This window comes from Peribacillus sp. NPDC096448 (genome assembly GCF_044762675.1).
Classification (GTDB): domain Bacteria; phylum Bacillota; class Bacilli; order Bacillales; family DSM-1321; genus Peribacillus; species Peribacillus frigoritolerans_B.
The window spans coordinates 104,608-129,016 of record NZ_JBIWEU010000004.1; the positions used below are offsets into that span (position 1 = coordinate 104,608).

General features: G+C 40.7%; 23 protein-coding genes. 17 read left to right on the top strand and 6 right to left on the bottom strand.

What is annotated here, in order from left to right; genetic code table 11:
* The first annotated feature begins 7 nt into the window (after positions 1-7).
* The 5 genes from trpD to trpA are packed head-to-tail and all read left to right on the top strand — an operon-like array spanning position 8 to position 4,412.
* Positions 8-1,030, top strand: coding sequence for an anthranilate phosphoribosyltransferase (trpD, locus tag ACIQ0C_RS09055; RefSeq protein WP_403059158.1), 1,023 nt, complete (start codon positions 8-10; stop codon positions 1,028-1,030).
* Positions 1,030-1,806 carry an indole-3-glycerol phosphate synthase TrpC gene (trpC, locus tag ACIQ0C_RS09060; protein WP_403059160.1) on the top strand — a complete coding sequence of 259 codons (777 nt, stop codon included), beginning with the start codon at positions 1,030-1,032 and terminating at the stop codon, positions 1,804-1,806. Before trpD ends, trpC begins: the two co-directional genes overlap by 1 nt.
* Positions 1,807-1,816: 10 nt before the next feature.
* Positions 1,817-2,434: a phosphoribosylanthranilate isomerase gene (locus ACIQ0C_RS09065; RefSeq protein ID WP_402839268.1), complete on the top strand. Its 618-nt coding sequence runs from the start codon at positions 1,817-1,819 to the stop codon at positions 2,432-2,434.
* Complete coding sequence (trpB, locus tag ACIQ0C_RS09070) at positions 2,435-3,640, top strand: tryptophan synthase subunit beta (RefSeq protein ID WP_134783319.1); 1,206 nt, start codon at positions 2,435-2,437, stop codon at positions 3,638-3,640.
* Positions 3,633-4,412, top strand: a complete 780-nt coding sequence (gene trpA / locus ACIQ0C_RS09075; RefSeq protein ID WP_403059163.1) for a tryptophan synthase subunit alpha — start codon at positions 3,633-3,635, stop codon at positions 4,410-4,412. Before trpB ends, trpA begins: the two co-directional genes overlap by 8 nt.
* Before the next feature lie 252 nt (positions 4,413-4,664).
* On the opposite strand, the gene ACIQ0C_RS09080 is transcribed toward trpA, so the two are convergent.
* A complete protein-coding gene (locus tag ACIQ0C_RS09080) occupies positions 4,665-5,285 on the bottom strand; it encodes a YktB family protein (protein WP_402839274.1) in 621 nt (206 codons plus the stop codon).
* A 194-nt stretch (positions 5,286-5,479) separates the two neighbouring features.
* Between ACIQ0C_RS09080 and ACIQ0C_RS09085 the strand changes: the two genes are divergently transcribed.
* Entirely contained in the window at positions 5,480-5,677 is a 198-nt protein-coding gene (locus ACIQ0C_RS09085) for a hypothetical protein (RefSeq protein WP_403059165.1), read from the top strand.
* Positions 5,678-6,038: 361 nt separating this feature from the next.
* On the top strand, positions 6,039-6,842 hold the full coding sequence (locus ACIQ0C_RS09090) for an inositol monophosphatase family protein (RefSeq protein ID WP_403059167.1): 804 nt from the start codon (positions 6,039-6,041) through the stop codon (positions 6,840-6,842).
* 95 nt (positions 6,843-6,937) lie between these two features.
* Here ACIQ0C_RS09090 and ACIQ0C_RS09095 read toward each other — a convergent pair whose 3' ends face one another.
* Positions 6,938-7,120, bottom strand: a complete 183-nt coding sequence (locus ACIQ0C_RS09095) for a YlaF family protein (RefSeq protein WP_402839279.1) — start codon at positions 7,118-7,120, stop codon at positions 6,938-6,940.
* Positions 7,121-7,244: 124 nt separating this feature from the next.
* Between ACIQ0C_RS09095 and typA the strand changes: the two genes are divergently transcribed.
* The 3 genes from typA to ACIQ0C_RS09110 are packed head-to-tail and all read left to right on the top strand — an operon-like array spanning position 7,245 to position 9,712.
* A complete protein-coding gene (typA, locus tag ACIQ0C_RS09100) occupies positions 7,245-9,092 on the top strand; it encodes a translational GTPase TypA (RefSeq protein ID WP_283917343.1) in 1,848 nt (615 codons plus the stop codon).
* A gap of 22 nt (positions 9,093-9,114) precedes the next feature.
* Positions 9,115-9,423, top strand: a complete 309-nt coding sequence (locus tag ACIQ0C_RS09105; protein WP_402839282.1) for a YlaH-like family protein — start codon at positions 9,115-9,117, stop codon at positions 9,421-9,423.
* Positions 9,424-9,427: 4 nt separating this feature from the next.
* Positions 9,428-9,712 carry a hypothetical protein gene (locus tag ACIQ0C_RS09110; protein ID WP_402839358.1) on the top strand — a complete coding sequence of 95 codons (285 nt, stop codon included), beginning with the start codon at positions 9,428-9,430 and terminating at the stop codon, positions 9,710-9,712.
* A gap of 466 nt (positions 9,713-10,178) precedes the next feature.
* On the opposite strand, the gene ACIQ0C_RS09115 is transcribed toward ACIQ0C_RS09110, so the two are convergent.
* On the bottom strand, positions 10,179-10,379 hold the full coding sequence (locus tag ACIQ0C_RS09115) for a YlaI family protein (protein WP_072272690.1): 201 nt from the start codon (positions 10,377-10,379) through the stop codon (positions 10,179-10,181).
* 145 nt (positions 10,380-10,524) lie between these two features.
* Positions 10,525-11,124 carry a YhcN/YlaJ family sporulation lipoprotein gene (locus ACIQ0C_RS09120; protein WP_403059169.1) on the bottom strand — a complete coding sequence of 200 codons (600 nt, stop codon included), beginning with the start codon at positions 11,122-11,124 and terminating at the stop codon, positions 10,525-10,527.
* Positions 11,125-11,390: 266 nt separating this feature from the next.
* Between ACIQ0C_RS09120 and ACIQ0C_RS09125 the strand changes: the two genes are divergently transcribed.
* Positions 11,391-12,722 (top strand): PhoH family protein, encoded by a 1,332-nt coding sequence (locus ACIQ0C_RS09125; protein ID WP_403059171.1) that lies wholly within the window; start codon positions 11,391-11,393, stop codon positions 12,720-12,722.
* 62 nt (positions 12,723-12,784) lie between these two features.
* Here the strand turns inward: ACIQ0C_RS09125 and ACIQ0C_RS09130 are convergent, their stop codons facing one another.
* Complete coding sequence (locus tag ACIQ0C_RS09130) at positions 12,785-13,288, bottom strand: peptidyl-prolyl cis-trans isomerase (protein ID WP_328144033.1); 504 nt, start codon at positions 13,286-13,288, stop codon at positions 12,785-12,787.
* Positions 13,289-13,510: 222 nt separating this feature from the next.
* On the opposite strand from ACIQ0C_RS09130, the gene ACIQ0C_RS09135 reads away from it, so the two are divergent.
* Both ACIQ0C_RS09135 and pyc read left to right on the top strand, forming a co-directional pair.
* Positions 13,511-13,792: an Fpa/YlaN family protein gene (locus ACIQ0C_RS09135; RefSeq protein WP_034313996.1), complete on the top strand. Its 282-nt coding sequence runs from the start codon at positions 13,511-13,513 to the stop codon at positions 13,790-13,792.
* 620 nt (positions 13,793-14,412) lie between these two features.
* Positions 14,413-17,850, top strand: a complete 3,438-nt coding sequence (gene pyc / locus ACIQ0C_RS09140) for a pyruvate carboxylase (RefSeq protein WP_403059174.1) — start codon at positions 14,413-14,415, stop codon at positions 17,848-17,850.
* Positions 17,851-18,030: 180 nt separating this feature from the next.
* Here pyc and ACIQ0C_RS09145 read toward each other — a convergent pair whose 3' ends face one another.
* Positions 18,031-19,017 (bottom strand): COX15/CtaA family protein, encoded by a 987-nt coding sequence (locus tag ACIQ0C_RS09145; RefSeq protein ID WP_403059176.1) that lies wholly within the window; start codon positions 19,015-19,017, stop codon positions 18,031-18,033.
* Between the two features lie 600 nt (positions 19,018-19,617).
* On the opposite strand from ACIQ0C_RS09145, the gene cyoE reads away from it, so the two are divergent.
* The 4 genes from cyoE to ACIQ0C_RS09165 all read left to right on the top strand — a co-directional run bounded on the left by cyoE (position 19,618) and on the right by ACIQ0C_RS09165 (position 24,408).
* A complete protein-coding gene (cyoE, locus tag ACIQ0C_RS09150) occupies positions 19,618-20,556 on the top strand; it encodes a heme o synthase (RefSeq protein WP_403059178.1) in 939 nt (312 codons plus the stop codon).
* A 244-nt stretch (positions 20,557-20,800) separates the two neighbouring features.
* A complete protein-coding gene (coxB, locus tag ACIQ0C_RS09155) occupies positions 20,801-21,883 on the top strand; it encodes a cytochrome c oxidase subunit II (RefSeq protein WP_403059181.1) in 1,083 nt (360 codons plus the stop codon).
* A gap of 24 nt (positions 21,884-21,907) precedes the next feature.
* Positions 21,908-23,779, top strand: a complete 1,872-nt coding sequence (gene ctaD / locus ACIQ0C_RS09160; protein WP_403059183.1) for a cytochrome c oxidase subunit I — start codon at positions 21,908-21,910, stop codon at positions 23,777-23,779.
* Positions 23,779-24,408, top strand: a complete 630-nt coding sequence (locus ACIQ0C_RS09165) for a cytochrome (ubi)quinol oxidase subunit III (protein ID WP_402839300.1) — start codon at positions 23,779-23,781, stop codon at positions 24,406-24,408. The genes ctaD and ACIQ0C_RS09165 overlap by 1 nt, the downstream gene beginning before the upstream one ends.
* Position 24,409: the final 1 nt, after the last annotated feature.

Consider the following 24,409-nt stretch of genomic DNA (forward strand, 5'->3'; position numbering starts at 1 on the left):
GTTAGCGGTGAAGGAGTATTTAGCGAAGTTAGCAGAGCGTCAAACATTGACGGAAGAAGAGATGAGCAGAGCAGCCCAATCGTTATTTTCAACAGATATCACCGAAAGCGAGATGGCAGCATTCATGATTGCCTTAAAAGCCAAAGGGGAAACCGCAGGTGAAATAGCAAGCCTTGTCAGAGTCATGAGAAAAGAAGCAAGAAGTGTACAAACAAGCTCCCTTAATGTAATGGATAATTGCGGAACGGGAGGAGATGGGTCACAAAGCTTCAATATAAGTACAGCATCGGCCTTCGTACTTGCTGGGGCCGGTGTCAAGGTTGCCAAACATGGCAACCGTAGCATATCAAGCAAAACGGGAAGTGCGGATGTATTGGAAGCATTAGGCGTTAATTTGTACTTGGAGCCTGACATGTTAAAAGAGCTGTTGGAGGAAAATGGAATCACATTCTTATTTGCGCCATCGGTCCACCCTAATATTGCAAGGGTAATGAAAGTGAGAAAAGAACTGAAAATTCCGACGATATTTAATCTCATCGGTCCTCTGACAAATCCAGTCCAACTCGACACGCAATTAATGGGAATCAATCGACGCGATATGCTCGAGCTTTTTGCGGAAGTGCTACATAAATTAGGCAGGAAACGCGCTGTCGTGATAAATGGTGCCGGTTTTATGGATGAAGCGAGCCTGCAGGGTGAAAACTCACTCGTCCTTTTGGAGCAAGGAGATATTATACCATTTACGCTGCATCCTGAAGAAGTCGATCTGCCGGTTTACGGAAATGATGCCATCCGTGGCGGTGACGCCAAACAAAATGCCGATATCATGCTTAGGCTTCTCAAAGGGGAAAAAGGGGCCTATCGTGATACCGTTTTATTGAATGCTGGCTTGGGATTATACGCACATGGTACGGCAGCGACGATCAAAAAAGGAATCTCCATGGCCAAAGAAAGCCTCGATAGCGGATCGGCTCTTGCAAAGTTAGAAAATCTGATTGCTTATGGCAATAGAAATAAGGTGGTCATGTAATGGAAAATATCTTAACGAAAATCATCGAACAGAAAAAGGTGGAAGTCGCAAAATTAAAAGAAAGGGGCTTACAACATTCGGTAATGATCAACATAGTCAGACCATCTTTGGTGGAAAATTTGAAAACGGCGAAATCGATGGCTGTCATCGCGGAAATAAAACGGGCTTCCCCTTCAAAAGGGGACATTAAAATCAATGTAAATCCGATCGAGCAGGCCCTTTCATATGAAAGGGGCGGAGCGGCAGCGATATCCGTATTGACCGATGAGGTTTTCTTTAAAGGATCAATTGCAGATTTGAGAATCGTAAGCGAAGCCATACGGATTCCAAGGTTGTGCAAAGATTTCATCATCGATGAAATCCAAATCGATCGGGCCCATCAAGCTGGTGCCACTATCATTCTTTTGATTGTGGCAGCACTTTCTAAAGAACGCCTTCATGAATTATATCAATATGCAAAAAAGAAAGGGCTTGAAGTATTGACGGAAGTCCATGATGAAGACGAACTGGAATGTGCTCTAGGGCTGAATGCAGAGCTCATAGGGATTAATAATCGGAATTTAAAGACCTTCAAAGTGGATTTGGCTGTAACGGAGCGACTGGGGAAGTTACTTGATCCCAAACGCCATATCATTATCAGTGAAAGTGGGATCAAAACAAAAGAAGACGTGATGCGTGTAAAGGATGCTGGTGCAAAAGCGATTTTGGTTGGGGAGACACTGATGACTGCATCAAATCTTTCGCACACGATGGCCGAACTGCAAATGAGTATATAAGGAGATTAATATGTTAGTGAAAATCTGTGGGATAAAGACTTTGGCAGCTGCTCAGACTGCTGTTAGTTCCGGGGCGGACTTCATTGGTTTTATTTTTGCCGAGAGTAGCAGGAAGGTTGAGCCAGAGATAGTAGGAGAATTCGGAGCGAATCTAGCTGGACATATTAAAAAAGTCGGAGTGTTTGCCAATCAAACTGAGCAAGAAGTGATAAAAAGTGCTGAAATTGCGGGATTGGATTATATTCAGCTTCATGGTAACGAGCCCGCCAGCTTTGCTAGCAGAATGCCCCTACCGGTGATCAAAGCCTTTGCCGTAAATTCAGAGAAAGACCTTGAAAACCTTCATGAATATCCAGCAGATTATCTATTGGTCGATCTTCCTAAGAGTGCATCTGGAAACGGATTGACTTTGGATTGGGATATGATTCGAAAAGCGGATCTGCCACTGGGGAAGGTAATTCTAGCAGGTGGCCTGACTCCGGAAAATGTTGGAAAAGCGATTAATGCCGTTTCACCATTCGCAGTTGACGTAGCCAGTGGTGTTGAAACAAACGGAATAAAAGATGCTGTAAAAATAAAAGCATTTATTAATGAGGCTAAAAAACAGCCGGAAAAGAGGAATGAATAGATGAACACCTATACACAGCCTGATAAAACTGGACATTTTGGAGCATATGGAGGCCGCTTTGTTCCGGAAACTTTAATGGCGGCGATTACTGAGCTTGAAGAAGTATATGAACAATCTAAAAATGATCCTGAATTCCAAAGGCAGCTAAGTTATTACCTGAAACAATATATCGGTCGGGAAACACCTCTTTATTTTGCGGAGAACTTAACGAGACTGGCTGGTGGTGCAGATATTTACCTGAAGCGCGAAGACTTGAATCATACCGGGGCCCACAAAATAAATAATACGATCGGTCAGGCTTTGCTGACTCAGAAAATGGGCAAGAAAAAAGTGATTGCCGAAACGGGTGCAGGACAGCACGGGGTTGCAACGGCGACTGTGTGTGCTTTGCTGAAGTTGGAATGCATCATCTTTATGGGAGAAGAAGATATCAGGAGACAGAAATTGAATGTATTCAGGATGGAGCTTTTGGGAGCCAAGGTCATATCTGTATCACAAGGAAGCGGGACACTGAAGGATGCAGTAAATGAAGCGTTACGATATTGGGTGGCGAATGTGGATGACACCCATTATATAATGGGATCAGTTCTTGGTCCGCATCCATTCCCAGTAATTGTCCGTGATTTTCAAAGCGTGATAGGGAATGAAACAAAACGTCAATATTCTGAGGCGGTTCATTCCCTGCCGGACGCAGTAGTCGCATGCATAGGCGGAGGAAGTAATGCAATGGGGATGTTTTATCCCTTCATTGAGGATGAAACGGTAAAATTATACGGAGTGGAAGCAGCAGGGCATGGACTTGAAACACCATTACATGCTTCTAGTTTGACAAAGGGGAAACCTGGGGTGCTCCACGGGGCATTCATGTATGTTTTGCAGAACGAGGACGGTCAGATCCAGGAGGCACATTCAATTTCAGCAGGGCTTGATTATCCAGGGGTAGGGCCTGAACATAGTTATTTAAAAGATACGAATCGGGTGGAATATACTTCCGTAACCGATGATGAAGCCTTGGAAGCCCTAGCGATGCTGTCAAGGGAGGAAGGGATCATCCCTGCTTTAGAAAGTTCACATGCCATTTCCTACGGTTTAAAGCTTGCTAAGGAAATGGAGAAAGGAACAGGACTGGTGATTTGCCTGTCCGGCCGTGGTGATAAGGATGTTGAAACGGTCCAATCATTGATGGGGGGTAGTGAACATGAATAAATTAACAAATGCACTTGAAGAATGTCAAACAAAGCAGGAAAAAGCATTCATACCATATATCATGGCAGGCGATGGAGGTCTTGAACGGTTAAAGAGCCAGCTTCTTTTTCTTGAAAACAGCGGGGCGACTGCCGTTGAACTAGGTATACCTTTCTCTGACCCTGTCGCTGATGGCCCCGTTATCCAACAAGCTGGCATCCGTTCTTTGGAAAATGGAACAACTTTAAAAGATGTCCTTAAAAAAGTAATGGAAATCAAAAATGATGTGAACATCCCAATTATTTTAATGGGATATACGAATTCAATCCTGGCATATGGACTTAAAGAGTTTACGAATGACTGTCTGCTAGCAGGGATTTCCGGGTGCATCATCCCCGATTTACCGATTGAAGAAGAAGCCATCTTTTCATCAATCAAAACTGCAGGGATCGTTCTTATCCGACTTGTGACACTCACGTCTCCGGAAGAGCGCATCACCGAGATTACCGCAGGGGCGGAGGGTTTCATCTACGCAGTTACAGTCAAAGGCATCACAGGTGCCCGTGACGCCTTCGGGGAAGAACTTGGAGGCTATTTAAAGAAGGTAAAAGAGATAAGTCCGGTTCCCGTTCTTGCTGGGTTCGGCATATCGACGACAGAACATGTCCGTGATGCAATACAATACTGCGATGGAGTCATTGCCGGCAGCAAGATCATCGAATGCTTCGAGACAGGTAAGGAAGACCAAATTAGAGACTTGATACAAGCAAGCAAAGGCTTAGTGCAAAAATAGGAATGGAGAGCTCCCAGGCTGCCCTCAGTTTGTAGGCAAGTTCTAACTTAAACAAAGTCGATGGGGGCGGGTGTTCGGGACCGCCCGCGGAAAGCGAGTGCTGGTGGCAACGGTCAAATTTTAAAAACCTAAAAAACTGTAGGCAAACTCAATGATTGAGTTTGCCTACAGTTTGAGGAGAGCCTTAAGGCTCTCCTTTTATCTTAACCTTAACCAGTTTTTTTGTCGGATCCGAATAGGAATCAAATGTGTTTAATTTAATTGATATAAGGGTAAAAGATGTTCAAACGCATCTTGAATGGTTTGAATGAAATCATCATCTTTTAACTTTATAGCGTCATCACGTGAAATTTTTATACCGCATAGGATTTCGGCTTTCTTTACCGTTTGCAAACGGGTGAACATTGAATTCAAATCATCTACTCCAAGACCATCATGAGGGATGACATCAGGTTTTGTATGGTCCATTGACCAAACATAATGGGAGGGAATGCTATTCACCAAGCGGTCTGCCTGCTGCTCCAGATGCTTTCCGATTTCCATTTTATTAGGGGCTTCATAAATGACGGCATACCAGATGAACATATGCGTTTCCCATAACCCGATTTGGAAATGCGGCATCATTTTATAACCTCTGCTATTGGCAGCAAAAGCAACCCATGTATCATTGGGAGGATTCACTGTCCGTCTAGCATGCTTTGCAACGTGAGGGTGCATTTCATCGCCGGTCATAACTGACAGTTTTTGAGAAAAGTGCTCTCCTAGGGCTTGTAATTTGGGCTGGATCCGTTCTTTTAAAGCATCCATGCGCGGTTCCAATCCATCAATTTTAAAAACATCAAAATCATTTGCTGTAAAACTTTCTATATTCATTTTCATCTCTCCTACCGTAATATCTGCACATATTGTAGCATAAGTAAAAGTAAAATTTAAAAAATACGATTCGGGTTGGCGATGTAAAATTCCTTATAGGTTATAGCACAAATTAGTTGCTATTTGAGGTAGGAAGTCATATGATAAAATAAATTCAGAAAATTACGTTAATTAACGAAGGGAGAATGTTAATTATGAAACAAGTCATGAACCAAGCATTAAAAGCTAAAGAAGTTGAAAAACATAGAGCTGCAGTGTTAAGAATGGAAATGGACTATGAATTAGCAACCCTTTTTGAAGCAATCGGTGAAGAGAATGACCAAAAGAGGTCACAATGCAAGCAAAGGCTAGAACGCATCCGCTTGGAATTGTTGAAACTGAAAGCCTTGTAAATGATGGGCTGCAGAGATCTTGAAGGAGAATGAATTAAGGAAATGAATCAATTTCAATACAAGGAATTTTATTATAGATGAACGGGCACTTTATTTTATTAAAAATAATGTGTCCGTTTTTCATTAAATGTCCAATATATATAAGGCGGTATTTTATTTTGGTTCGCGTCCCTTTAATAAGGAAGGGAAGCGTCGAGTAAAGGATTAATGGATGGGTAGTCAAGGAACCTTCTTTCCCCATAAGATAAAAAAATGGAAAATTTAAGATGTTAAAAGCTTGAAGGCAAGCTATATTTGCTTTAATCTTTAAAAGAGGATCATTTTAATGTAGTTTCTGATCATAAAGGACGGGGATATTATAATGGCATCGGTCAAGGAAATGGATACATATGCGAAGTTATGGATGAAAGAAGCGGGTACTAGGCTAAGGGCGTCCTTTAAAACCAAGTTGAATATTGAAATGAAAACGAATCCGAATGATTTGGTCACTAATATGGATAAGGGGATAGAAAAGTTTTTTTGCGAAAAAATCGGCGAAGTTTTTCCAGAACACCGCATTTTTGGTGAAGAGGGAATGGGCAATGATATTAAAGACCTAAAAGGTACGGTGTGGATCATCGATCCTATTGATGGAACTTTGAATTTCATTCATCAACAGAGGAATTTTGCAATTTCTCTTGGGGTTTATGTGGATGGCATCGGAAAGATTGGCATGGTTTATGATGTCTTTAGTGATGAATTATATCATGCGATTAAGGGTCAAGGAGCATTTTTGAATGATCAAAGGCTTCCCTCTCTTGAAGAAGCATCAGTAAGCAAAGCGATCATTTCCATCAATGCAAGCTGGGTAACGGAAAACCGGAGGATAGACCCGAGTCTTTTGGCACCGTTAGTTCGCGATGCAAGAGGAACACGATCTTATGGCTCGGCAGCATTGGAGCTGGCATTCGTGGCCGCTGGAAGGATTGATGCATACATAACCATGAGACTCATGCCTTGGGACTTTGCCGGGGGAGTTTTACTGGTTGAGGAAGTGGGCGGGGAAATTAGTAATATTAAAGGTGACAAATTGGATTTTTTAGAAGGCGACTCACTTTTTGTATCTAAACCAGGGCTACACAAAGAAGTATTCGACAAATACTTGTCAGGAAACTCCAACCGTTAGTAAATGCGGCCATGATAAAAGTCTTGCACGGAAGGAATTCTCATTTAGAAATAATTAACAAAAAAAACTCGCTGTCTGTCAGCGAGTTTTTTATATTATAACTTCCCGGCTTCACGTAATTTCTTCTTCTGAGTGAAACCGAACCCCATGATTCCGCAAAGAATAACGATTGCAGCTAATATTCCAATCAAGCTTTTTTCAGCAATGAAGATGCCAATGGAGCCAATGCTGGCTGTTGCCAATAACGCTAATATTAAGAAATTCCATTTAATGTTCATTAATATCACCCCTAATAAATCTATTGTACATAATTTCTGTATTTGTTTCTAGTATGTTTGTGATATAATATGTAAGTTAATACTAGTGATACGTTTTACACAAACTTTTTTAGGAGTGAATTTTTTGAAATTAAGAGAAAATATTCGTAATATAGCCATCATCGCTCACGTTGACCATGGTAAAACGACGTTAGTGGATCAGTTGCTAAAGCAATCTGGTACTTTCCGTGAAAATGAACATGTGGAAGAACGTGCGATGGATTCTAATGCGATTGAAAAAGAACGCGGAATTACGATTCTTGCGAAAAATACAGCAGTTCAATACCAAGACACAAGAATCAATATTTTGGATACACCTGGTCATGCCGACTTTGGCGGTGAAGTGGAACGGATCATGAAAATGGTTGATGGTGTTCTTCTTGTAGTTGATGCATATGAAGGCTGTATGCCGCAAACTCGCTTCGTGTTGAAAAAAGCATTGGAACAAAAGATCACACCAATCGTTGTCGTGAATAAAATCGATAAAGATTCTGCACGTCCAAATGAAGTGGTAGATGAAGTAATTGACTTATTCATCGAACTAGGAGCAGAAGAAGAACAGTTAGACTTCCCAGTTGTCTTCACTTCAGGTATCGCTGGTACTGCAAGCTTGGATTCAGATCCTGCTAAACAAGAAAAAGACATGACCCCACTTTTCGAAACAATCGTCGAAACGATCCCTGCACCAATTGATAACTCAGATGAACCGCTTCAATTCCAAGTGGCTTTACTTGACTACAATGATTATGTAGGACGTATTGGCGTTGGCCGTGTATTCCGCGGTAAAATGCATGTAGGTCAACAAGTTTCATTAATGAAACTTGATGGGACGGTCAAACAATTCCGTGTAACGAAAATCTTTGGTTATATCGGCTTGAAGAAAGTTGAAATCCAAGAAGCCGTTGCCGGTGATTTAATTGCCGTATCTGGTATGGAGGATATAAACGTAGGGGAAACGGTTTGTCCGACCGAGCACCCTGATGCACTACCTATCCTGCGTATTGACGAGCCAACATTACAAATGACTTTCCTTGTAAATAACAGCCCATTTGCAGGCCGTGAAGGGAAATTCGTTACAGCTCGTAAAATTGAAGAGCGTTTGAGAAACCAATTACAGACGGATGTCAGCTTAAGAGTCGAAAATACTGATTCTCCGGATGTCTGGGTTGTTTCAGGTCGTGGAGAGCTTCACCTTTCCATCCTGATCGAAAACATGAGACGTGAAGGTTATGAACTGCAGGTTTCCAAACCGGAAGTTATCGTTCGTTTGATTGATGGTGTCCGTTGTGAACCGGTTGAACGTGTACAAATCGACGTACCTGAAGAGCACACTGGTTCGATCATGGAATCAATGGGAGCCCGTAAAGGTGAATTGTTGGACATGATCAATAGCGGAAGCGGTCAAGTTCGTTTACTATTCACTGTTCCAGCTCGCGGACTTATTGGATATTCAACTGAGTTCTTAACGATTACACGCGGATATGGTATCATGAACCATTCATTTGACAGCTACCAGCCAATGGCTCAAGGTCAAGTCGGCGGAAGACGTCAAGGTGTACTTGTATCCATGGAATCAGGAAAAACTACACAATATGGTATTATGCAAGTAGAAGACCGCGGTGTTATTTTCGTTGAGCCAGGTACGGATATTTATGAAGGCATGATCGTTGGGGAACATAACCGTGATAGCGATTTGACTGTTAATATCGTGAAAGCGAAACAAATGACAAATATGCGTTCAGCGAATAAAGACCAAACTTCTTCCATGAAAAAACCGAGAATCATGTCCCTTGAAGAAGCTCTGGAATATTTGAACGATGACGAGTACTGTGAAGTAACTCCGGATTCTATCCGCCTTCGTAAAAAAATACTTGATAAAAACGAGCGTGAAAGAGCAGCTAAAAGAAAAAAAGTTGCACTTGAAGAAAAATAAATAGCAAGAGGAGGAGAAAAGATTGGATATCCAAGAGCGATTATCATTTTTTGCAGCATTGTACAGAGTGGATGAAAATCCTGAAGCAGGAATGTGGTATTTATATTTGACGGTCTTTGGATTATGCATCCTTGTCTATCAGTTGGGTTTTGCCAAAAAGTTACCTTTGCTAAAAAATGTGGTCATTTATGTGGTAATGGCACTTGGATGTACCCTTCTTTCTTTCTTTGCTGTGTTTCTTCCTATGGGGGAGGCATTAGTCATCGCTTCACTTGTTCTGGGGATTTATAGAATCCGTCTTAATAATTCAAGAAAAGAAGAACAGGCTTAAGATGATGAAATCATTACAGGATGCTTTATACAATTGGTTGACGATCAAAGTTGTCTGTGATGCAAGGCCTGATGATACAGCTGCACGTGATACAGAAATGTTTTTCATGAAGATGCTGAAAGATGATCATCAGGTGATTATCGATTCGGTTACAAAAACAGAACCTTTTTATTTCGTCGAGTATCTTTTGGGAGACGAAATGAAAAAGCAGCGTTATCCGATTGAATTGATTGATATCATGTTAGACCAAATTCAGTTAGAGCCAGAAAAGTATAAAAATATCGAGTAATGATAAAAAAAGAACCGTGCGATAATATGCACGGTTCTTTTTTTATATTGCTTTGGAGAGGGAAAATCCGTATAAAAGATGTAGGATTGTCCATAAAAAGAAAGCTGCCAAATCAGAAGGAAGGACAACTCCTGTATTCGACAGCGCCGATAGTAGGAAGTAAAGCATGATGGCTGGAATGGTCGTGATAAAAGCAAGTGCGTATTTGTTCCATTTCCTGAAAAATTTCAAAGGATGAAGAATAAGCGTAACCATTACGTAATGGCCAGTGAGACAAGAAGGTGGAAAAAGAACAATGATGCCTCACTCCAGGAAACTGCTCCAATTAGGGGAAGGAAGTCCACATTCATTAAAAGCTTATACAAGCTTATACACTTGTTTACCGGAAAACATTTCGACCCACTTCATTATCCATCCAAGCAGAATTCCATTGATCAGACCAATCAGGGTAACTTTATGAAATGTTCTACCATTCATCTTCATTTTTGATCGTCCGGTAAAGGCGGAAGTTACCGGTAGCAATCCGCTCGTTCGTACGCTCTTCTATGCGTTGGTTGCATGTATTGCACATATAGGTATGTATAGGACGGTTTCGAAGTTTTTTTGCTTCTGGGCTATCGTCAGGTATAGATTCAATTTGATCGCATATTACACATTTAACCTTCATATTAGTTGAACCTCACTTCAATTTGAATATGCTTTTAAGTATACCAATATTTTTATGGTAAAACGAGGATAAAGTGAAACTAACATTTGAACGTTAATTGTTGAGTATGAAAAAGACCCGAAGATTCATTTCGGGTCGGGAAAATTCATTCTTTAAAGTGATTGGATTGATCATTTTGCTCTTTATCGAGTTCTTTTCTTTCCGTATCATCATCAAGTTTATTTTTTTCCTTTTCAATGTTCTTAGATGGCGTTGGGGTTAAAATATCACCAGGAACCTCAGGAATGACTCTACTTGTGATGTCAGCGAGTTCATTTAGTATCCCGGTTACCGGTTTGCCGTCTTTAATATCTTTGGCTACCTCCCTGATACGCTCATTTAAATCCGGGTCAGCGACGATGATGGCATTTGCACCGTCAGGATCATGTTTTAAAGTTTCTCCGACTGAGTACTTTATCGTTCCAACCTGTGAACGCTCAATATCTTGGTCAATATCTATTCCGACGATGGCGTATTTGCCAAGTACGACTGCGGTGGCATCGTTCACCTCCGGAATGGATTTAGCCAAACCGGTGAGTCTTTCCGCTGTTTGCTGACCTGTATTTCTGTCTGCTTCCTTAATGGTCGTATTATTGACTTTCGTTATATTGTTTTCCGCATTATTTTCAGACACTTCATTTTTATTATCCATTGTGCAACCTGACATCAACAGAACAGCGGCGAGCGACAATATGATTTTTTGCAATGTAAAACCTCCTTAATGTTTTTCTTTGGTTCCAGCCTGTCCATCGCTACCTAGTCTGATGCATATGAGTATAAAATGCAGCTGAACATGGTGTAATCAATGGTGGGGATTGCATTCTTAGCTGGAAGTTTTCTTTATAGTCTGTAAATGTTCTTCTATCTTTATGCAAAGGAACATATATTTTATCAACAGTCTCGTCCGCTACATAACTGCTGAGTGTAGTAAATGGTAAGACATATTCTATAGAGCAGGCAGGAGGCGTCATATTGGGGAAAAAAATCTATGTTTTAGATACGAATGTCCTGTTGCAGGATCCGTATTCGATTTATTCATTCGAAGATAATGAAGTTGTCATTCCAGCAGTCGTATTAGAAGAATTGGATTCGAAAAAAAGGTATATGGATGAAATCGGAAGGAATGCCAGGCAAGTATCGAAATTGATCGATAGCTATCGTGAAAAAGGAAAGCTTCATCAGAGCATTCCGCTCCATAATGGAGGCAGCATAAGGATTGAACTCAACCACCGTTCATTTCATAAACTTCAGGAAATTTTTGTTGAGAAAACGAATGATAACAGGATATTGGCAGTCGCAAAAAATTTATCTTTGGAAGAAGAGACGAAGGAAGATGGAAAAACGGTCATTCTGGTTAGCAAAGATACTCTCGTCAGGGTTAAAGCTGACGCGATCGGTCTAGAGGCAGAGGACTTTTTAAATGATCGCGTCGTAGAACTGGATCATATATACGCTGGGCACAAAGAAGTGTTTGTCTCGATTGATAATCTGAATAAGTTTTATGAAAAAAGTTTTCTGGCACTGGAAGAACTGACAAAGGATTCATATTATCCAAATCAATTCCTGTTGATGAAGGACACGCTGGGCAGTTCAGCTTCTGCGATTGGGATAGTGGATGAGAACTGCAGGTTGGTTAAGAAATTGATGTATGAAGGGGAGCATATTTGGGGAATTAAACCGAGAAATGTCCAGCAGACCATGGCCCTTGATTTGTTGCTTCGTTCGGATATCCAGCTTGTGACGCTTATTGGTAAGGCGGGGACAGGTAAGACTTTATTGGCATTGGCAACAGGATTGATGCAAACTGAAGATTTGTCACAATATAAGAAACTTTTGGTTGCCAGGCCCATTGTTCCGGTCGGTAAAGATATTGGTTATCTGCCAGGGGAAAAAGAAGAAAAATTAAGACCATGGATGCAGCCGATTTTTGATAATCTCCAATTTCTGTTCAATACGAAAAAACCTGGGGAATTGGATGCAATTTTAGCAGGCATGAGTTCGATCGAAGTGGAAGCCCTCACCTATATCAGGGGAAGGAGCATACCGGATCAGTTCATCATCATCGATGAAGCGCAGAACTTAACGAAACATGAGGTCAAGACAATCTTGACGAGGGTCGGGGAGCGGAGCAAAATTGTCTTGATGGGAGATCCGGAGCAAATAGATCATCCTTATTTAGATGAATACAATAATGGTTTGACCTATGTTGTGGAAAAATTCAAGACCGAGCGTATTGCCGGCCATGTTAAATTGATAAAAGGGGAAAGGTCTGGATTGGCCCAACTGGCAGCTACACTTTTATAATGCAATCGGCAAGGGATATCCCTTGCCGATTTCCAAAGTTTTTGGCAAGAATGAACTAAGTCTTATTTAACAGTGAAAGACCGTACATTTTTTATCGGATCATTGATGTTGGAAGCGTCTCCGAAATAAATTTCCAGAGGGCCGCCCTCGGATATTTTAAGCGGCTTTCCATCCTTGGAAAAGCCCAGGAAAAATTCAAGTGCCGTTTCCAACGGGAATGTAAGCTCCTCATCATCGGTTGTAACGATGACTTCAGTCACCCCATTTTCAGGTTCGGCATTTTTTAAAAAAGGTTCAAAAGGGATGCCGAAAGTCCCTTCCAGCAATCTTTGCTTCTCGAACTTTCGTTCCGTTTTTATTGTGGGTGGCATTATTGCGCCTTCCTGTATTTCTTTTTGCCAATGTTTGGAGGCGGCAATCGTATATTCTTCTAATTCATTGACTTGGACTCTTTCAGCGTGGAAATATGTATCGATTTCAACTTTACGGTCATCAAAAATCCATACTCCAGGATCTAGCGTAATTGGATATTTCACTTTTCCATTTATAAATACGATGGGTTCCAAATATCTCATTCCTTTCTGTTGCTCTTTAATGATTATAATCAATTATAATTGAAATGTCACATCTTCATGATGGGTGAACAAATTCCATGGCTGGGTATATTCATTTGAGAGGTGATCGTGATATCTCAATGGCAAATTGTTTGTCAATGTCCTTGCTTTTTCACAAAACTAAAGGTAGAATTTAGAGATAAGATTTAATCGCTCTGAGCGGGGGGATTTAACATGGCATCTGATATGCTTGTCAATCATCGAGAAAAAGCTTATGCTTTATTAAAAGCAGATGCTGACAAGATTCTAAAACTGATAAAAGTTCAAATGGAAAATCTCACTATGCCTCAATGTCCTTTATATGAAGAGGTACTTGATACGCAAATGTTCGGCCTATCACGAGAAATTGATTTTGCCGTACGCTTAGGTTTGGTAGAGGAGACCGAGGGTAAATCCCTTTTGGAAACCCTTGAACAGGAATTGTCAGTTTTGCATGAAGCATCGTTAAAAAAATAATAGATAAAACATACTAACTCAAACAAATCTCGATGATTGTTTGAGTTTTTTATTTATATACATAATTAGTTAATAATGTTATACTATATTCAATAGTGACATACTAATTAATCCGCAGAAGCTCAATTTGAGTTTTTTATTTTTTGAATTTTCGATCTAAAGTTCAATGGTCATCCTCCCCATTTTTAAAAATTTCTCAATCGCATTAAACATGTGGGTTTTTCCGGTCAAATGAATTTGACAAACAATGAATCGTTAGTAGGAGAGTCAGAGCTAATTCCTTGTTTTTTTATACGAATATATGTAATTTTTTATTTTTTTATTGTATTCAGTTAATTTTAGTATTATGGTTATATTAATTGAATGTTAAATTAAATTGATAATATATTATTATAGCTAATTTTTCATTTGCTAGTGGTGTAGTGCTCTTTTTAGTTTTTATCGGATGTGAAAAACGAAAATATAAAATATATCGAAATAATTACATCAGCGATAAAATGAGCTTAATCAGAATGGACTCCTTCTTTGGGAAATGAATTCTTGAATAAAAAGTGGTGGAAATCTTTCACGCTTTTTTTCTATATATTCAATAAAAATACATATTGATTAGGGTGGTAGCAATGGGGAAACGTATAGAAAAAGTACTTGCGGCAAATCGTGGAGAAATAGCGATTAGGATTTTTCGGGCATGTACGGAATTAGACATTCACACAGTTGCAATCTATTCAAAGGAAGATTATGGTTCTTATCACCGATATAAAGCGGATGAGGCATATTTGGTTGGGGAAGGCAAAAAGCCGATTGATGCATACCTGGATATTGAAGGCATCATTGCGATTGCCAAAATGAGCGGAGTCGATGCGATTCATCCCGGTTATGGTTTCCTTTCAGAAAATATTGAATTTGCGAAACGTTGTGAGGAAGAAGGCATAATCTTCATAGGACCAGAATCAAGACACCTAGATATGTTTGGTGACAAAGTAAAAGCTAGAACACAAGCTGAACTGGCTGATATTCCGGTAATCCCTGGTAGCGATGGACCGGTGACCAATGTTGAAGAAGTCAAGGAATTTGGTAAACAATACGGTTTTCCAATTATTATAAAAGCCTCATTAGGAGGCGGCGGACGCGGCATGCGGATTGTCGAAAAAATCGAAGAAGTTGAAGAGGCTTATGATCGCGCAAAATCAGAAGCTAAAGCAGCTTTTGGTAATGATGAAGTCTATGTAGAGAGATTCATACAAAATCCGAAGCATATCGAAGTTCAAATTTTGGCGGATACTCATGGGAATATCGTCCATTTATATGAACGTGACTGTTCCGTTCAGAGACGGCATCAAAAAGTTGTGGAAGTGGCACCTTCCGTTTCCCTTTCCGAAGATTTGAGGGAAAGGATTTGTGAGGCAGCCGTCAAGTTGGCAAAAAATATTGATTATGTAAACGCTGGTACGGTCGAGTTCCTAGTCGCAAATGGCGAATTTTACTTTATTGAAGTCAATCCACGGGTGCAGGTTGAGCATACCATCACTGAAATGATTACGGGCATTGATATCGTTCAATCTCAAATCATGGTTGCTGAAGGGCATGAACTCCATGGCAAAAAGATTGGGATTCCCGAACAAGCAGGAATTAAAACTCATGGATATGCGATTCAATCAAGGGTGACGACCGAGGACCCATTGAATAATTTCATGCCTGATACCGGGAAAATGATGGTTTACCGTTCCGGTGGGGGGTTCGGTGTTCGTCTGGATGCAGGGAATGGGTTCCAAGGTGCGGTCATCACACCTTATTATGATTCCCTTCTCGTAAAACTCTCTACTCATGCGCTTTCATTTGAGCAGGCAGCTTCCAAAATGGTTCGTAACCTTAAAGAATTCAGGATTCGTGGTATTAAAACAAATATCCCCTTCCTTGAAAATGTTGTAAAACATGAAAAATTCATAAATGGGGAATATGATACATCGTTCATTGATTCAACACCTGAATTATTTAGCTTCCCAATTAGAAAAGACCGTGGGACAAAAATGCTTTCATATATCGGAAATGTGACAGTGAATGGATTCCCGGGAGTCGAGAAAAAGAAAAAACCTGTTTTTGATCCTGCTCCAATTCCGAATGTTGGTGGCCTGCCGCTTAACTCGGGAACAAAAAATATACTTGAAGAGCAAGGTGCAGAGGGACTTGTCAATTGGATCAAAGAGCAGAAAGAGGTATTGATCACAGATACGACTTTCCGTGATGCCCATCAATCTTTACTGGCGACGAGAATTCGGTCGAAAGATATCCTTGATATCGCTGAGCCTACAGCAAAACTGCTTCCTGATTTATTTTCAATGGAAATGTGGGGCGGGGCAACTTTCGATGTCGCATATCGCTTCTTGAAAGAAGACCCGTGGGACAGGCTGTTAAGTTTCAGGAAAAAAGCACCGAATGTCCTATTACAAATGCTTTTAAGGGCTTCAAATGCGGTTGGTTATAAAAATTATCCTGATAATGTCATTCGTGAATTCGTAGAGAAATCAGCGGATGCAGGCATTGATGTTTTCCGTATCTTCGATAGTTTAAACTGGGTTAAAGGGATGGAATTGGCGATTGATGCAGTCCGTCAATCCGGCAAAATTGCGGAAGCTGCCATTTGTTATACAGGGGATTTGAATGACCCATCACGCAGCAAGTATAATATCGACTACTATAAAAATATGGCGGTGGAATTGGAACAAGCCGGTGCCCATATTTTAGCGATCAAGGATATGGCTGGCCTCTTGAAACCTGATGCTGCTTACCGCCTTGTCTCCGAACTGAAAGAATCGACATCCCTTCCGATCCATCTGCATACTCATGATACAAGCGGAAATGGAATTTACATGTATTCTAAAGCGATTGAAGCTGGTGTGGATATCGTTGATACGGCGATTGGTTCATTGGCTGGACTTACTTCGCAGCCAAGTATACAAACACTTCATTATGCATTGGAGGGTTTAAGCAGACAGCCTAAGTTGGAAGTCGATTCACTAGAGCGTTTAGGGGAATATTGGGGTGAGGTCAGGAAATACTATCATGACTTCGAAAGCGGCATGAATGCACCTCATACCGAGGTTTACAAACACGAAATGCCGGGCGGTCAATATAGTAATCTGCAGCAGCAAGCCAAAGCAGTGGGGCTCGGAGACCGCTGGCATGAAGTGAAAGAGATGTACCAGCGCGTCAATGTAATGTTCGGCGATATCGTTAAAGTGACTCCTTCATCCAAAGTTGTTGGGGACATGGCTTTATTCATGGTACAAAATAACTTATCTGAAGAAGATGTTTTGACAAAAGGTAAATCCATCGATTTCCCTGATTCAGTCATAGAGTTATTCGAAGGCTATCTAGGTCAGCCAGTTGGGGGATTCCCTAAAGAGCTTCAGGAAGTTATCCTGAAAGGGAAGAAACCTATAACAGTAAGGCCGGGTGAATTATTGGAAGAAGTGGACTTTGCAGCGCTTAAAGAAGAATTATTCAAGGAATTGGGACGGGCAGTCACTGATTTCGATGTGCTTGCATATGCCCTATATCCAAAAGTATTCCTGGACTACAATAAAACGATTGAGCTGTTTGGAGATGTTTCCAACCTCGATACCGCGACTTTCTTATATGGTATGAGGCTAGGGGAGGAAATCGAAGTTGAAATTGAAAAGGGTAAAACGCTCATCGTAAAATTGGTTTCAATCGGTCAGCCATTGGCTGATGGAACACGGGTTGTGTATTTTGAGTTGAATGGTCAATCACGTGAAGTGATCATCAAGGATGAAAACATTAAATCTTCCGTTGTATCAAAAGTTAAAGCTGACCCAAAAAATAAAGAACAGCTCGGTGCGACAATGCCAGGTACGGTTATTCGTGTAGTGGTCGAGAAAGGAGATCAGGTCAAGCAGGGTGATCACCTGATCATTACGGAAGCGATGAAAATGGAAACTACCGTGCAAGCACCATTCTCCGGGACCATCAAAGATATTTATGTAAAAGATGGAGAAGCGATCAGTACTGGAGACTTATTGATTGAAATAACTAAGTAATATCGCTGACTGTGACCTTGTGAATGATTTAAGGTATATGGGGTATGCTTGAGGTTTCAAGCTGCTCTGTACCCTCTTTTTAGGCAATATACGGTCATCTTAAGATAAAACAAAAACCACCATTCCGGGAATGGTGGTTTTTGTTTTATCCTATTATATTATTGATTGAACAATCAGACATTAAGGGGCGGGGACGGTTGGTGTTATATCCTGTTCATCCTGTCCTTTGACTGTGTGCGTGGAGTTTCTTTTTTGCTTGGCAAGTGCATTTTTTTTGCTTCTTGATGTCAATAGCAACAAATAGCTCATTACACCAAAAAAGCAGGCAATGAATAATGCATGTGTCAATGCGATATATAAGTTTTGCCTTGAGAAAATGATAAAGGCTCCAGCGGTAACCTGTAAAAATACGAGAATGAATGCAGCAATCCAACCGCCATATAATACTTTTTGATTTTTGTAATGTTTTTTTGCTATATAAGCCACATATGATACCCAAATGAAAATAACGCCTGCGATTGCACGGTGTCCCATCTGAATCCATTCATAAAGGTTAGAGGGGAGTGCAATACTGTCATTTACACATAAAGGCCAATCCTTACAGATAAGACTTGATTCTGTATGCCTTACAAGAGCACCCGTATATACGACTACCAGACAAAAAGTCAATACTCCAATAATATGGAATTTCATTCGTTTGTCAACTATAAGTTTTTCGGCTTCGAACTTCTTGTCTACTTCAAAAATCAACAATGTCAGTAAAAAGACGGCAGCAAAGGAAATGAGCGATATGCCAAAATGAAGGGCAAGGACGAAATCGGATTGTGACCAAATGACGGCAGCGGCACCGATTAACCCTTGCAGTAACAGAAAACCAAAAGAAAGGACGGATAAGAAACGTGCTTCACGGATATGGCCGATTTTTTTCCAAGACAAATACGATAAAAGTAAAACCAAGAATCCTCCAGCACCTGAAACGAGACGATGGGAAAGTTCAATGACCAATTCAATCGTGATTTTGTCCGGTATCAATTGGCCATTGCACAATGGCCAGGACCTGCCGCATCCCATGCCGGAATCCGTCTTCGTGACTAAAGCTCCGCCAAGTAAGATGAAAAGCATTACAATCGTTGTTAAAACAGCAAACCATTTAAGAGACGATTTCACTAGTAGCCCCACCTTTTTCTCTGTAGCAAATTAGGATTGTTCCATAAAATTAATAATAGCATAAGATTTTTCATAATATTTGTCGAACTTCCTCGATATTACACAAAATAGAATGATTTTACAAGTTCAGTTAATATTATAACTATTAATTAAAATGCCTGAAATAGTTGAAAGTTACAAGAGACTTTGATAGAAATAAAGGGAGTGTAAACCTTCAAGTAGGAGCAAAATAGGGAATGAGCCTAGGGGATGATGATAATAGCATACTATTCATGTTCTTGATGAACATCTTACAAGAGCAGTAAATTATTGAGACACAAATTGGTCAAAAATATCCGAAAAATTTTCACAAAAGCTTCCAAAAATGTGTTTTAATATATTGAAGAAATGATTTTACTAAATTTTACTGTTATTAAGCATGATATTAAGAATGATAGCTCTCGATGGATTCCATTGACGACGGTCATTGGTAAATAATTTACTTTTTGCTTACGCTTCCTTGGTTACAAATATCAAAAAGTATGAAATAATGTTCTATAGCATATGTAAGTATTTTTTTGCATTTGCGTCTGTGCTGAATGATTTAAAGGAGGAAAACAAATGTCAGAAACAAGGGGTTTGTCAGAAGCTGTCATGGAGGACAGTAAAGCCGCCCTTCAATCGGATATACCTGAAACAACAGCTTGGAAGGATTTTCTTGCACTTATAAAAGTGGGGATCGTCAATTCAAATATAATTACAGCTTTTACCGGCGTGTGGTTAGCTCTTCATTTTTCGGGGCTTAGCTTCTTAAACAATCTAGATGTAGTGTTTTATACACTTGCAGGTTCAGCGCTAATAATGGCGGGATCTTGCAGTTTCAATAATTATTATGACCGTGATATCGATCATTTAATGGAAAGAACGAAAAACCGTCCAACGGTAACTGGGAAAGTACAGCCTTCAAAGGTATTGGCTTTAAGTTTCGGTTTAATTGCTGCAGGGCTGATTTTACTTGCATTTACTAATATGACAACTGCCATACTAGGTGCATTCGGCGTCTTCGCCTATGTTGTTTTATATACTATGGTTTTCAAACGTAGATTTGTCTCGAATACGATTATAGGCAGTATCTCCGGAGCGGTGCCTCCACTTATCGGGTGGGCTGCAGTCGACCCGGGCCTTGATAAGATCGCCTGGGTCCTGTTCGCGATCATGTTCTTGTGGCAGCCCCCTCATTTTTATGCACTTGCAATGAGGCGTGTCGAAGAATATCGGGCAGCTGGAGTACCTATGCTTCCGGTCGTAAAAGGGTTCAAGGCTGCAAAAAGATCGATTATGCTATGGATCGTCTGTTTAATGTTCATTCCTTTCTTTTTAACTCCATTAGGAACTCCGTTAGTTATTCTTGCTGCATTATTAAGCACAGGTTGGCTTATTTTGGGGATTAAGGGGTATAAAAAGAAAGACGATATTAAATGGGCAACATCCATGTTTGTATATTCTTTAAATTATATGACCATTTTATTTGTAGCGATGGTTATTGTCACACTCATCTAGTTTTAAACTGGCGGCCTGTTCTTTTACAGGCTCCAGCTTTCTGATAAATAATGCACTGACCGCCATTCATACATATTAACGGAACCAACCGGGTCATACATAAGAGCGGTTACATGAATCATCTTAATAATTCCTTAGATTAGGGATTCTTTCTTTTTAGAAATTGACATAGAGAGAATATTCGCAATTGCGCCCATTTTTATTTTTGTGAGAAAATTTTGACGAAAGAGGGGTTTCTGAAGCTATGAAAAAAAGGCTGCACAAATGGCGCCTAATTGCTCTGCTGGGTATTGTAGGACTTGTCCTTTCGGGCTGCGGCGAACCATTTCTATCCGCGCTGAAGCCAGCTGGCGATGTTGCGCAATCTCAGTATGACTTACTGATATTGAGTACACTAATCATGGTACTGGTTATTATTGTTGTGATTATTTTGTTCGTTGTAGTTTTACTACGCTTCCGCCGGAAGGAAGGCGACGAAACAATACCGAAACAAATTGAAGGAAGTCATAAACTCGAAATTATCTGGACTGTTATTCCTATCCTTCTTTTAATTGTTCTGGCTGTTCCAACCGTCGTCACGACTTTCGACTTAGCCGACACAAAGGCAATGGATAAGAAAGATAAGGATGGAAAAACGAAGGATGCACTTGTCGTGAATGTTAGGGCAAACCTTTATTGGTGGGAGTTTGAATATCCAGACCTTGGCGTTGTAACCAGTCAGGATTTGGTTGTGCCAACAGATCAAAAAGTGTACTTCAATCTAACAGCTTCAGATGTTAAGCACTCATTCTGGGTACCGTCTGTCGGAGGAAAGATGGATACAAATACAGAAGGGGTCAATCAGTTTTTCTTAGAATTTGACAGTGAAAAGGCAGAAGATTCGAACAACTTGTTCTACGGAAAATGTGCTGAGCTTTGCGGTCCTTCACATGCTTTGATGGATTTTAAGGTCATACCGAAGTCTAAAAGCGATTTTGAAGCATGGACAAAAGATATGAAAGCCGCTAAGGAACCTGTCGTTGAAGGTGATCTAGCCAAACAGGGTGAAGATGTCTTTAATCAAAGTTGTATAGGCTGCCATGCGGTGACACCGAATGACAGCAGGCCTGAAGCTGCTCGTCAGGCTCCGAATCTGGCTACATTCGGTGAGCGTCAAAAAGTAGCTGGCGTATTGGATCATACGGAAGAAAATGTAAAAAAATGGATCAAGGATCCTGAGAAGTATAAACCGGGCAACACGATGACCGGTACTTACGGTGAACTTTCGGATTCAGATATTAATGCACTGGCAGCTTATCTATTAGAGCTTAAGGTGGAAGACAAATAGAACATTGGTTAAGGAGGTTAAATCGTGAGTACGTACGCTAATAAAAAAGGATTTGGCGCTACGATTTGGGATTATCTGACGACGGTAGACCATAAGAAAATCGCCATTTTATATCTTATCTCTGGCGGGTTATTCTTTGTAATCGGCGGTTTGGAAGCGATGTTTATCCGTATCCAGCTTGCAATCCCAAATAATGACTTCGTAAGTGCCGGATTTTATAATGAAATATTGACCATGCACGGTACGACTATGATATTTCTGGCAGCCATGCCATTGGTGTTTGCTGTAATGAATGCGGTTGTACCCTTACAGATAGGGGCACGTGATGTCGCGTTCCCATTTTTGAATTCATTAGGTTTTTGGTTGTTTTTCTTTGGAGGAGTCTTTCTGAATCTTTCATGGTTTTTAGGGGGGGCTCCTGATGCAGGATGGACATCATATGCATCACTTTCCCTGCACTCCGAAGGCCATGGTATTGATTTTTACGTCCTGGGATTACAGATATCGGGATTGGGAACATTAATTGCGGGGATCAATTTCCTTGTAACCATTATCAATATGCGTACGCCTGGTATGACATATATGCGTATGCCGCTGTTTACATGGTCAACTTTCGTTGTTTCCGCATTGATATTATTCGCTTTTCCTCCGCTTACGGTAGGATTGGTGTTGATGATGTTCGACAGGATGTTCGGCTCGAATTTCTTTGATGTAGCAGCTGGCGGGAATACGATCATTTGGGAGCATTTATTCTGGATATTCGGTCACCCGGAGGTATATATCCTAATCCTTCCTGCTTTCGGTATTTTTTCCGAAATTTTCGCTACCTTCTCAAGAAAAAGATTATTCGGATATTCATCGATGGTATTTGCAACCGTTTTAATCGGTTTCTTAGGTTTCATGGTTTGGGCGCATCACATGTTTACCACTGGTTTAGGACCTATCGCGAATGCAATCTTTGCCGTCGCTACCATGGCTATCGCAGTACCGACAGGTATTAAGATATTCAACTGGATCTTTACGATGTGGGGAGGAAGCGTCAAGTTCACGGTGCCGATGCTTTATGCAGTTGCCTTTATTCCTTCCTTTACCATGGGTGGCGTGACAGGTATCATGAACGCATCCGCTCCTGCTGATTACCAGTTCCATGACAGCTATTTCGTTGTTGCCCATTTCCACTATGTAATCGTCGGTGGGGTTGTATTGGGATTATTGGCTGGTATCACATTCTATTGGCCGAAGATGTTTGGAACGATGTTATGCGAGAAATTGGGGAAAGTCACATTTTGGACGTTCTTGATCGGTTTCCATTTAACGTTCTTCATTCAACATTTCTTAGGTCTAATGGGTATGCCTCGCCGCGTATTCACGTTCTTGGACAATCAAGGACTCAATACGGGTAATATGATCAGTACAGTCGGTGCCTTCTTGATGGCTTTTGCAGTCATCGTCATGGTAATCAATATCATCATGACTTCAGCGAAAAACGAAAAAGTCGGCAATGATCCTTGGGGAGACGGCCGTACACTAGAATGGGCCATTCCATCACCGCCGCCGTTTTATAATTTTAAACAACTGCCGCTTGTCCGCGGATTAGATCCTTACTGGGTTGAGAAAATGGAAGGGAAAAAGGAAATGACTCCTGCAGAACCACTGGGGGATATCCATATGCCTAATTCATCCATTCTGCCTTTAACGATTTCTTTCGGTTTATTCGTAGCCGCATTCGGTGCTCTATATAATATGGATGATAAGACATGGACACTGCCTATAATCATTGTCGGGCTTTTGATTACATTCGTTTCAATGTTAATCCGTTCCGTTAAAGATGATCATGGATTCCATATTCATAAAGAAGACCTTATGGACGATAAAGACAAGGGAGGTAAGGCATAATGCAAGCAGATGAAAGATTCACGGATGCCACTTGGCCTGCTTCTCCCGAGAAAGCGACTTTAGAAGGTAAAAATAAGTATTTGGGATTCTGGTTGTTTCTTGGTGGAGAGACGGTATTATTCGCCTCACTTTTTGCAACTTACCTTGCATTGAAGGATAAAGTTCCAAATGGTGACGCTGCCTTAGCTAAAGATTTATTCGAATTACCGCTGACTTTTGTAGCAACCATGCTGTTATTGACCAGTTCATTAACCAGTGTGTATGCGATGTACCATATGAAAAATAACCACTTTAAACAAATGCAAGCATGGCTTGTAATTACGGTTGCTCTTGGCTTTGCTTTTCTAGGTCTCGAGATATATGAATTTAATCACTATGTTCATGAATTCCATCATACTTTTACGAGCAGTGCATTCGGCTCCGCGTTCTATACGTTAGTTGGTTTTCACGGCGCGCACGTTGCCTTTGGTTTGGTTTGGATCATATCTCTTATGGTACGTAATGCAAGAAGGGGTTTGAATTTGTACAATGCCCCTAAATTTTATGTTGCGAGTCTATATTGGCATTTCATTGACGTAGTCTGGGTGTTTATCTTTACTGTCGTATACTTAATGGGAATGGTGGGATAAC

What these genes read in the sequence shown, in the direction of transcription:
- trpC (WP_403059160.1), top strand. Translation starts at nt 1,030, where the DNA reads ATGGAAAATATCTTAACGAAAATCATCGAACAGAAAAAGGTGGAAGTC.
- ACIQ0C_RS09065 (WP_402839268.1), top strand. Translation starts at nt 1,817, where the DNA reads ATGTTAGTGAAAATCTGTGGGATAAAGACTTTGGCAGCTGCTCAGACT.
- trpB (WP_134783319.1), top strand. Translation starts at nt 2,435, where the DNA reads ATGAACACCTATACACAGCCTGATAAAACTGGACATTTTGGAGCATAT.
- trpA (WP_403059163.1), top strand. Translation starts at nt 3,633, where the DNA reads ATGAATAAATTAACAAATGCACTTGAAGAATGTCAAACAAAGCAGGAA.
- ACIQ0C_RS09080 (WP_402839274.1), bottom strand. Translation starts at nt 5,285, where the DNA reads ATGAATATAGAAAGTTTTACAGCAAATGATTTTGATGTTTTTAAAATT.
- ACIQ0C_RS09085 (WP_403059165.1), top strand. Translation starts at nt 5,480, where the DNA reads ATGAAACAAGTCATGAACCAAGCATTAAAAGCTAAAGAAGTTGAAAAA.
- ACIQ0C_RS09090 (WP_403059167.1), top strand. Translation starts at nt 6,039, where the DNA reads ATGGCATCGGTCAAGGAAATGGATACATATGCGAAGTTATGGATGAAA.
- ACIQ0C_RS09095 (WP_402839279.1), bottom strand. Translation starts at nt 7,120, where the DNA reads ATGAACATTAAATGGAATTTCTTAATATTAGCGTTATTGGCAACAGCC.
- ACIQ0C_RS09110 (WP_402839358.1), top strand. Translation starts at nt 9,428, where the DNA reads ATGAAATCATTACAGGATGCTTTATACAATTGGTTGACGATCAAAGTT.
- ACIQ0C_RS09115 (WP_072272690.1), bottom strand. Translation starts at nt 10,379, where the DNA reads ATGAAGGTTAAATGTGTAATATGCGATCAAATTGAATCTATACCTGAC.
- ACIQ0C_RS09135 (WP_034313996.1), top strand. Translation starts at nt 13,511, where the DNA reads ATGGCATCTGATATGCTTGTCAATCATCGAGAAAAAGCTTATGCTTTA.
- pyc (WP_403059174.1), top strand. Translation starts at nt 14,413, where the DNA reads ATGGGGAAACGTATAGAAAAAGTACTTGCGGCAAATCGTGGAGAAATA.
- cyoE (WP_403059178.1), top strand. Translation starts at nt 19,618, where the DNA reads ATGTCAGAAACAAGGGGTTTGTCAGAAGCTGTCATGGAGGACAGTAAA.
- coxB (WP_403059181.1), top strand. Translation starts at nt 20,801, where the DNA reads ATGAAAAAAAGGCTGCACAAATGGCGCCTAATTGCTCTGCTGGGTATT.
- ACIQ0C_RS09165 (WP_402839300.1), top strand. Translation starts at nt 23,779, where the DNA reads ATGCAAGCAGATGAAAGATTCACGGATGCCACTTGGCCTGCTTCTCCC.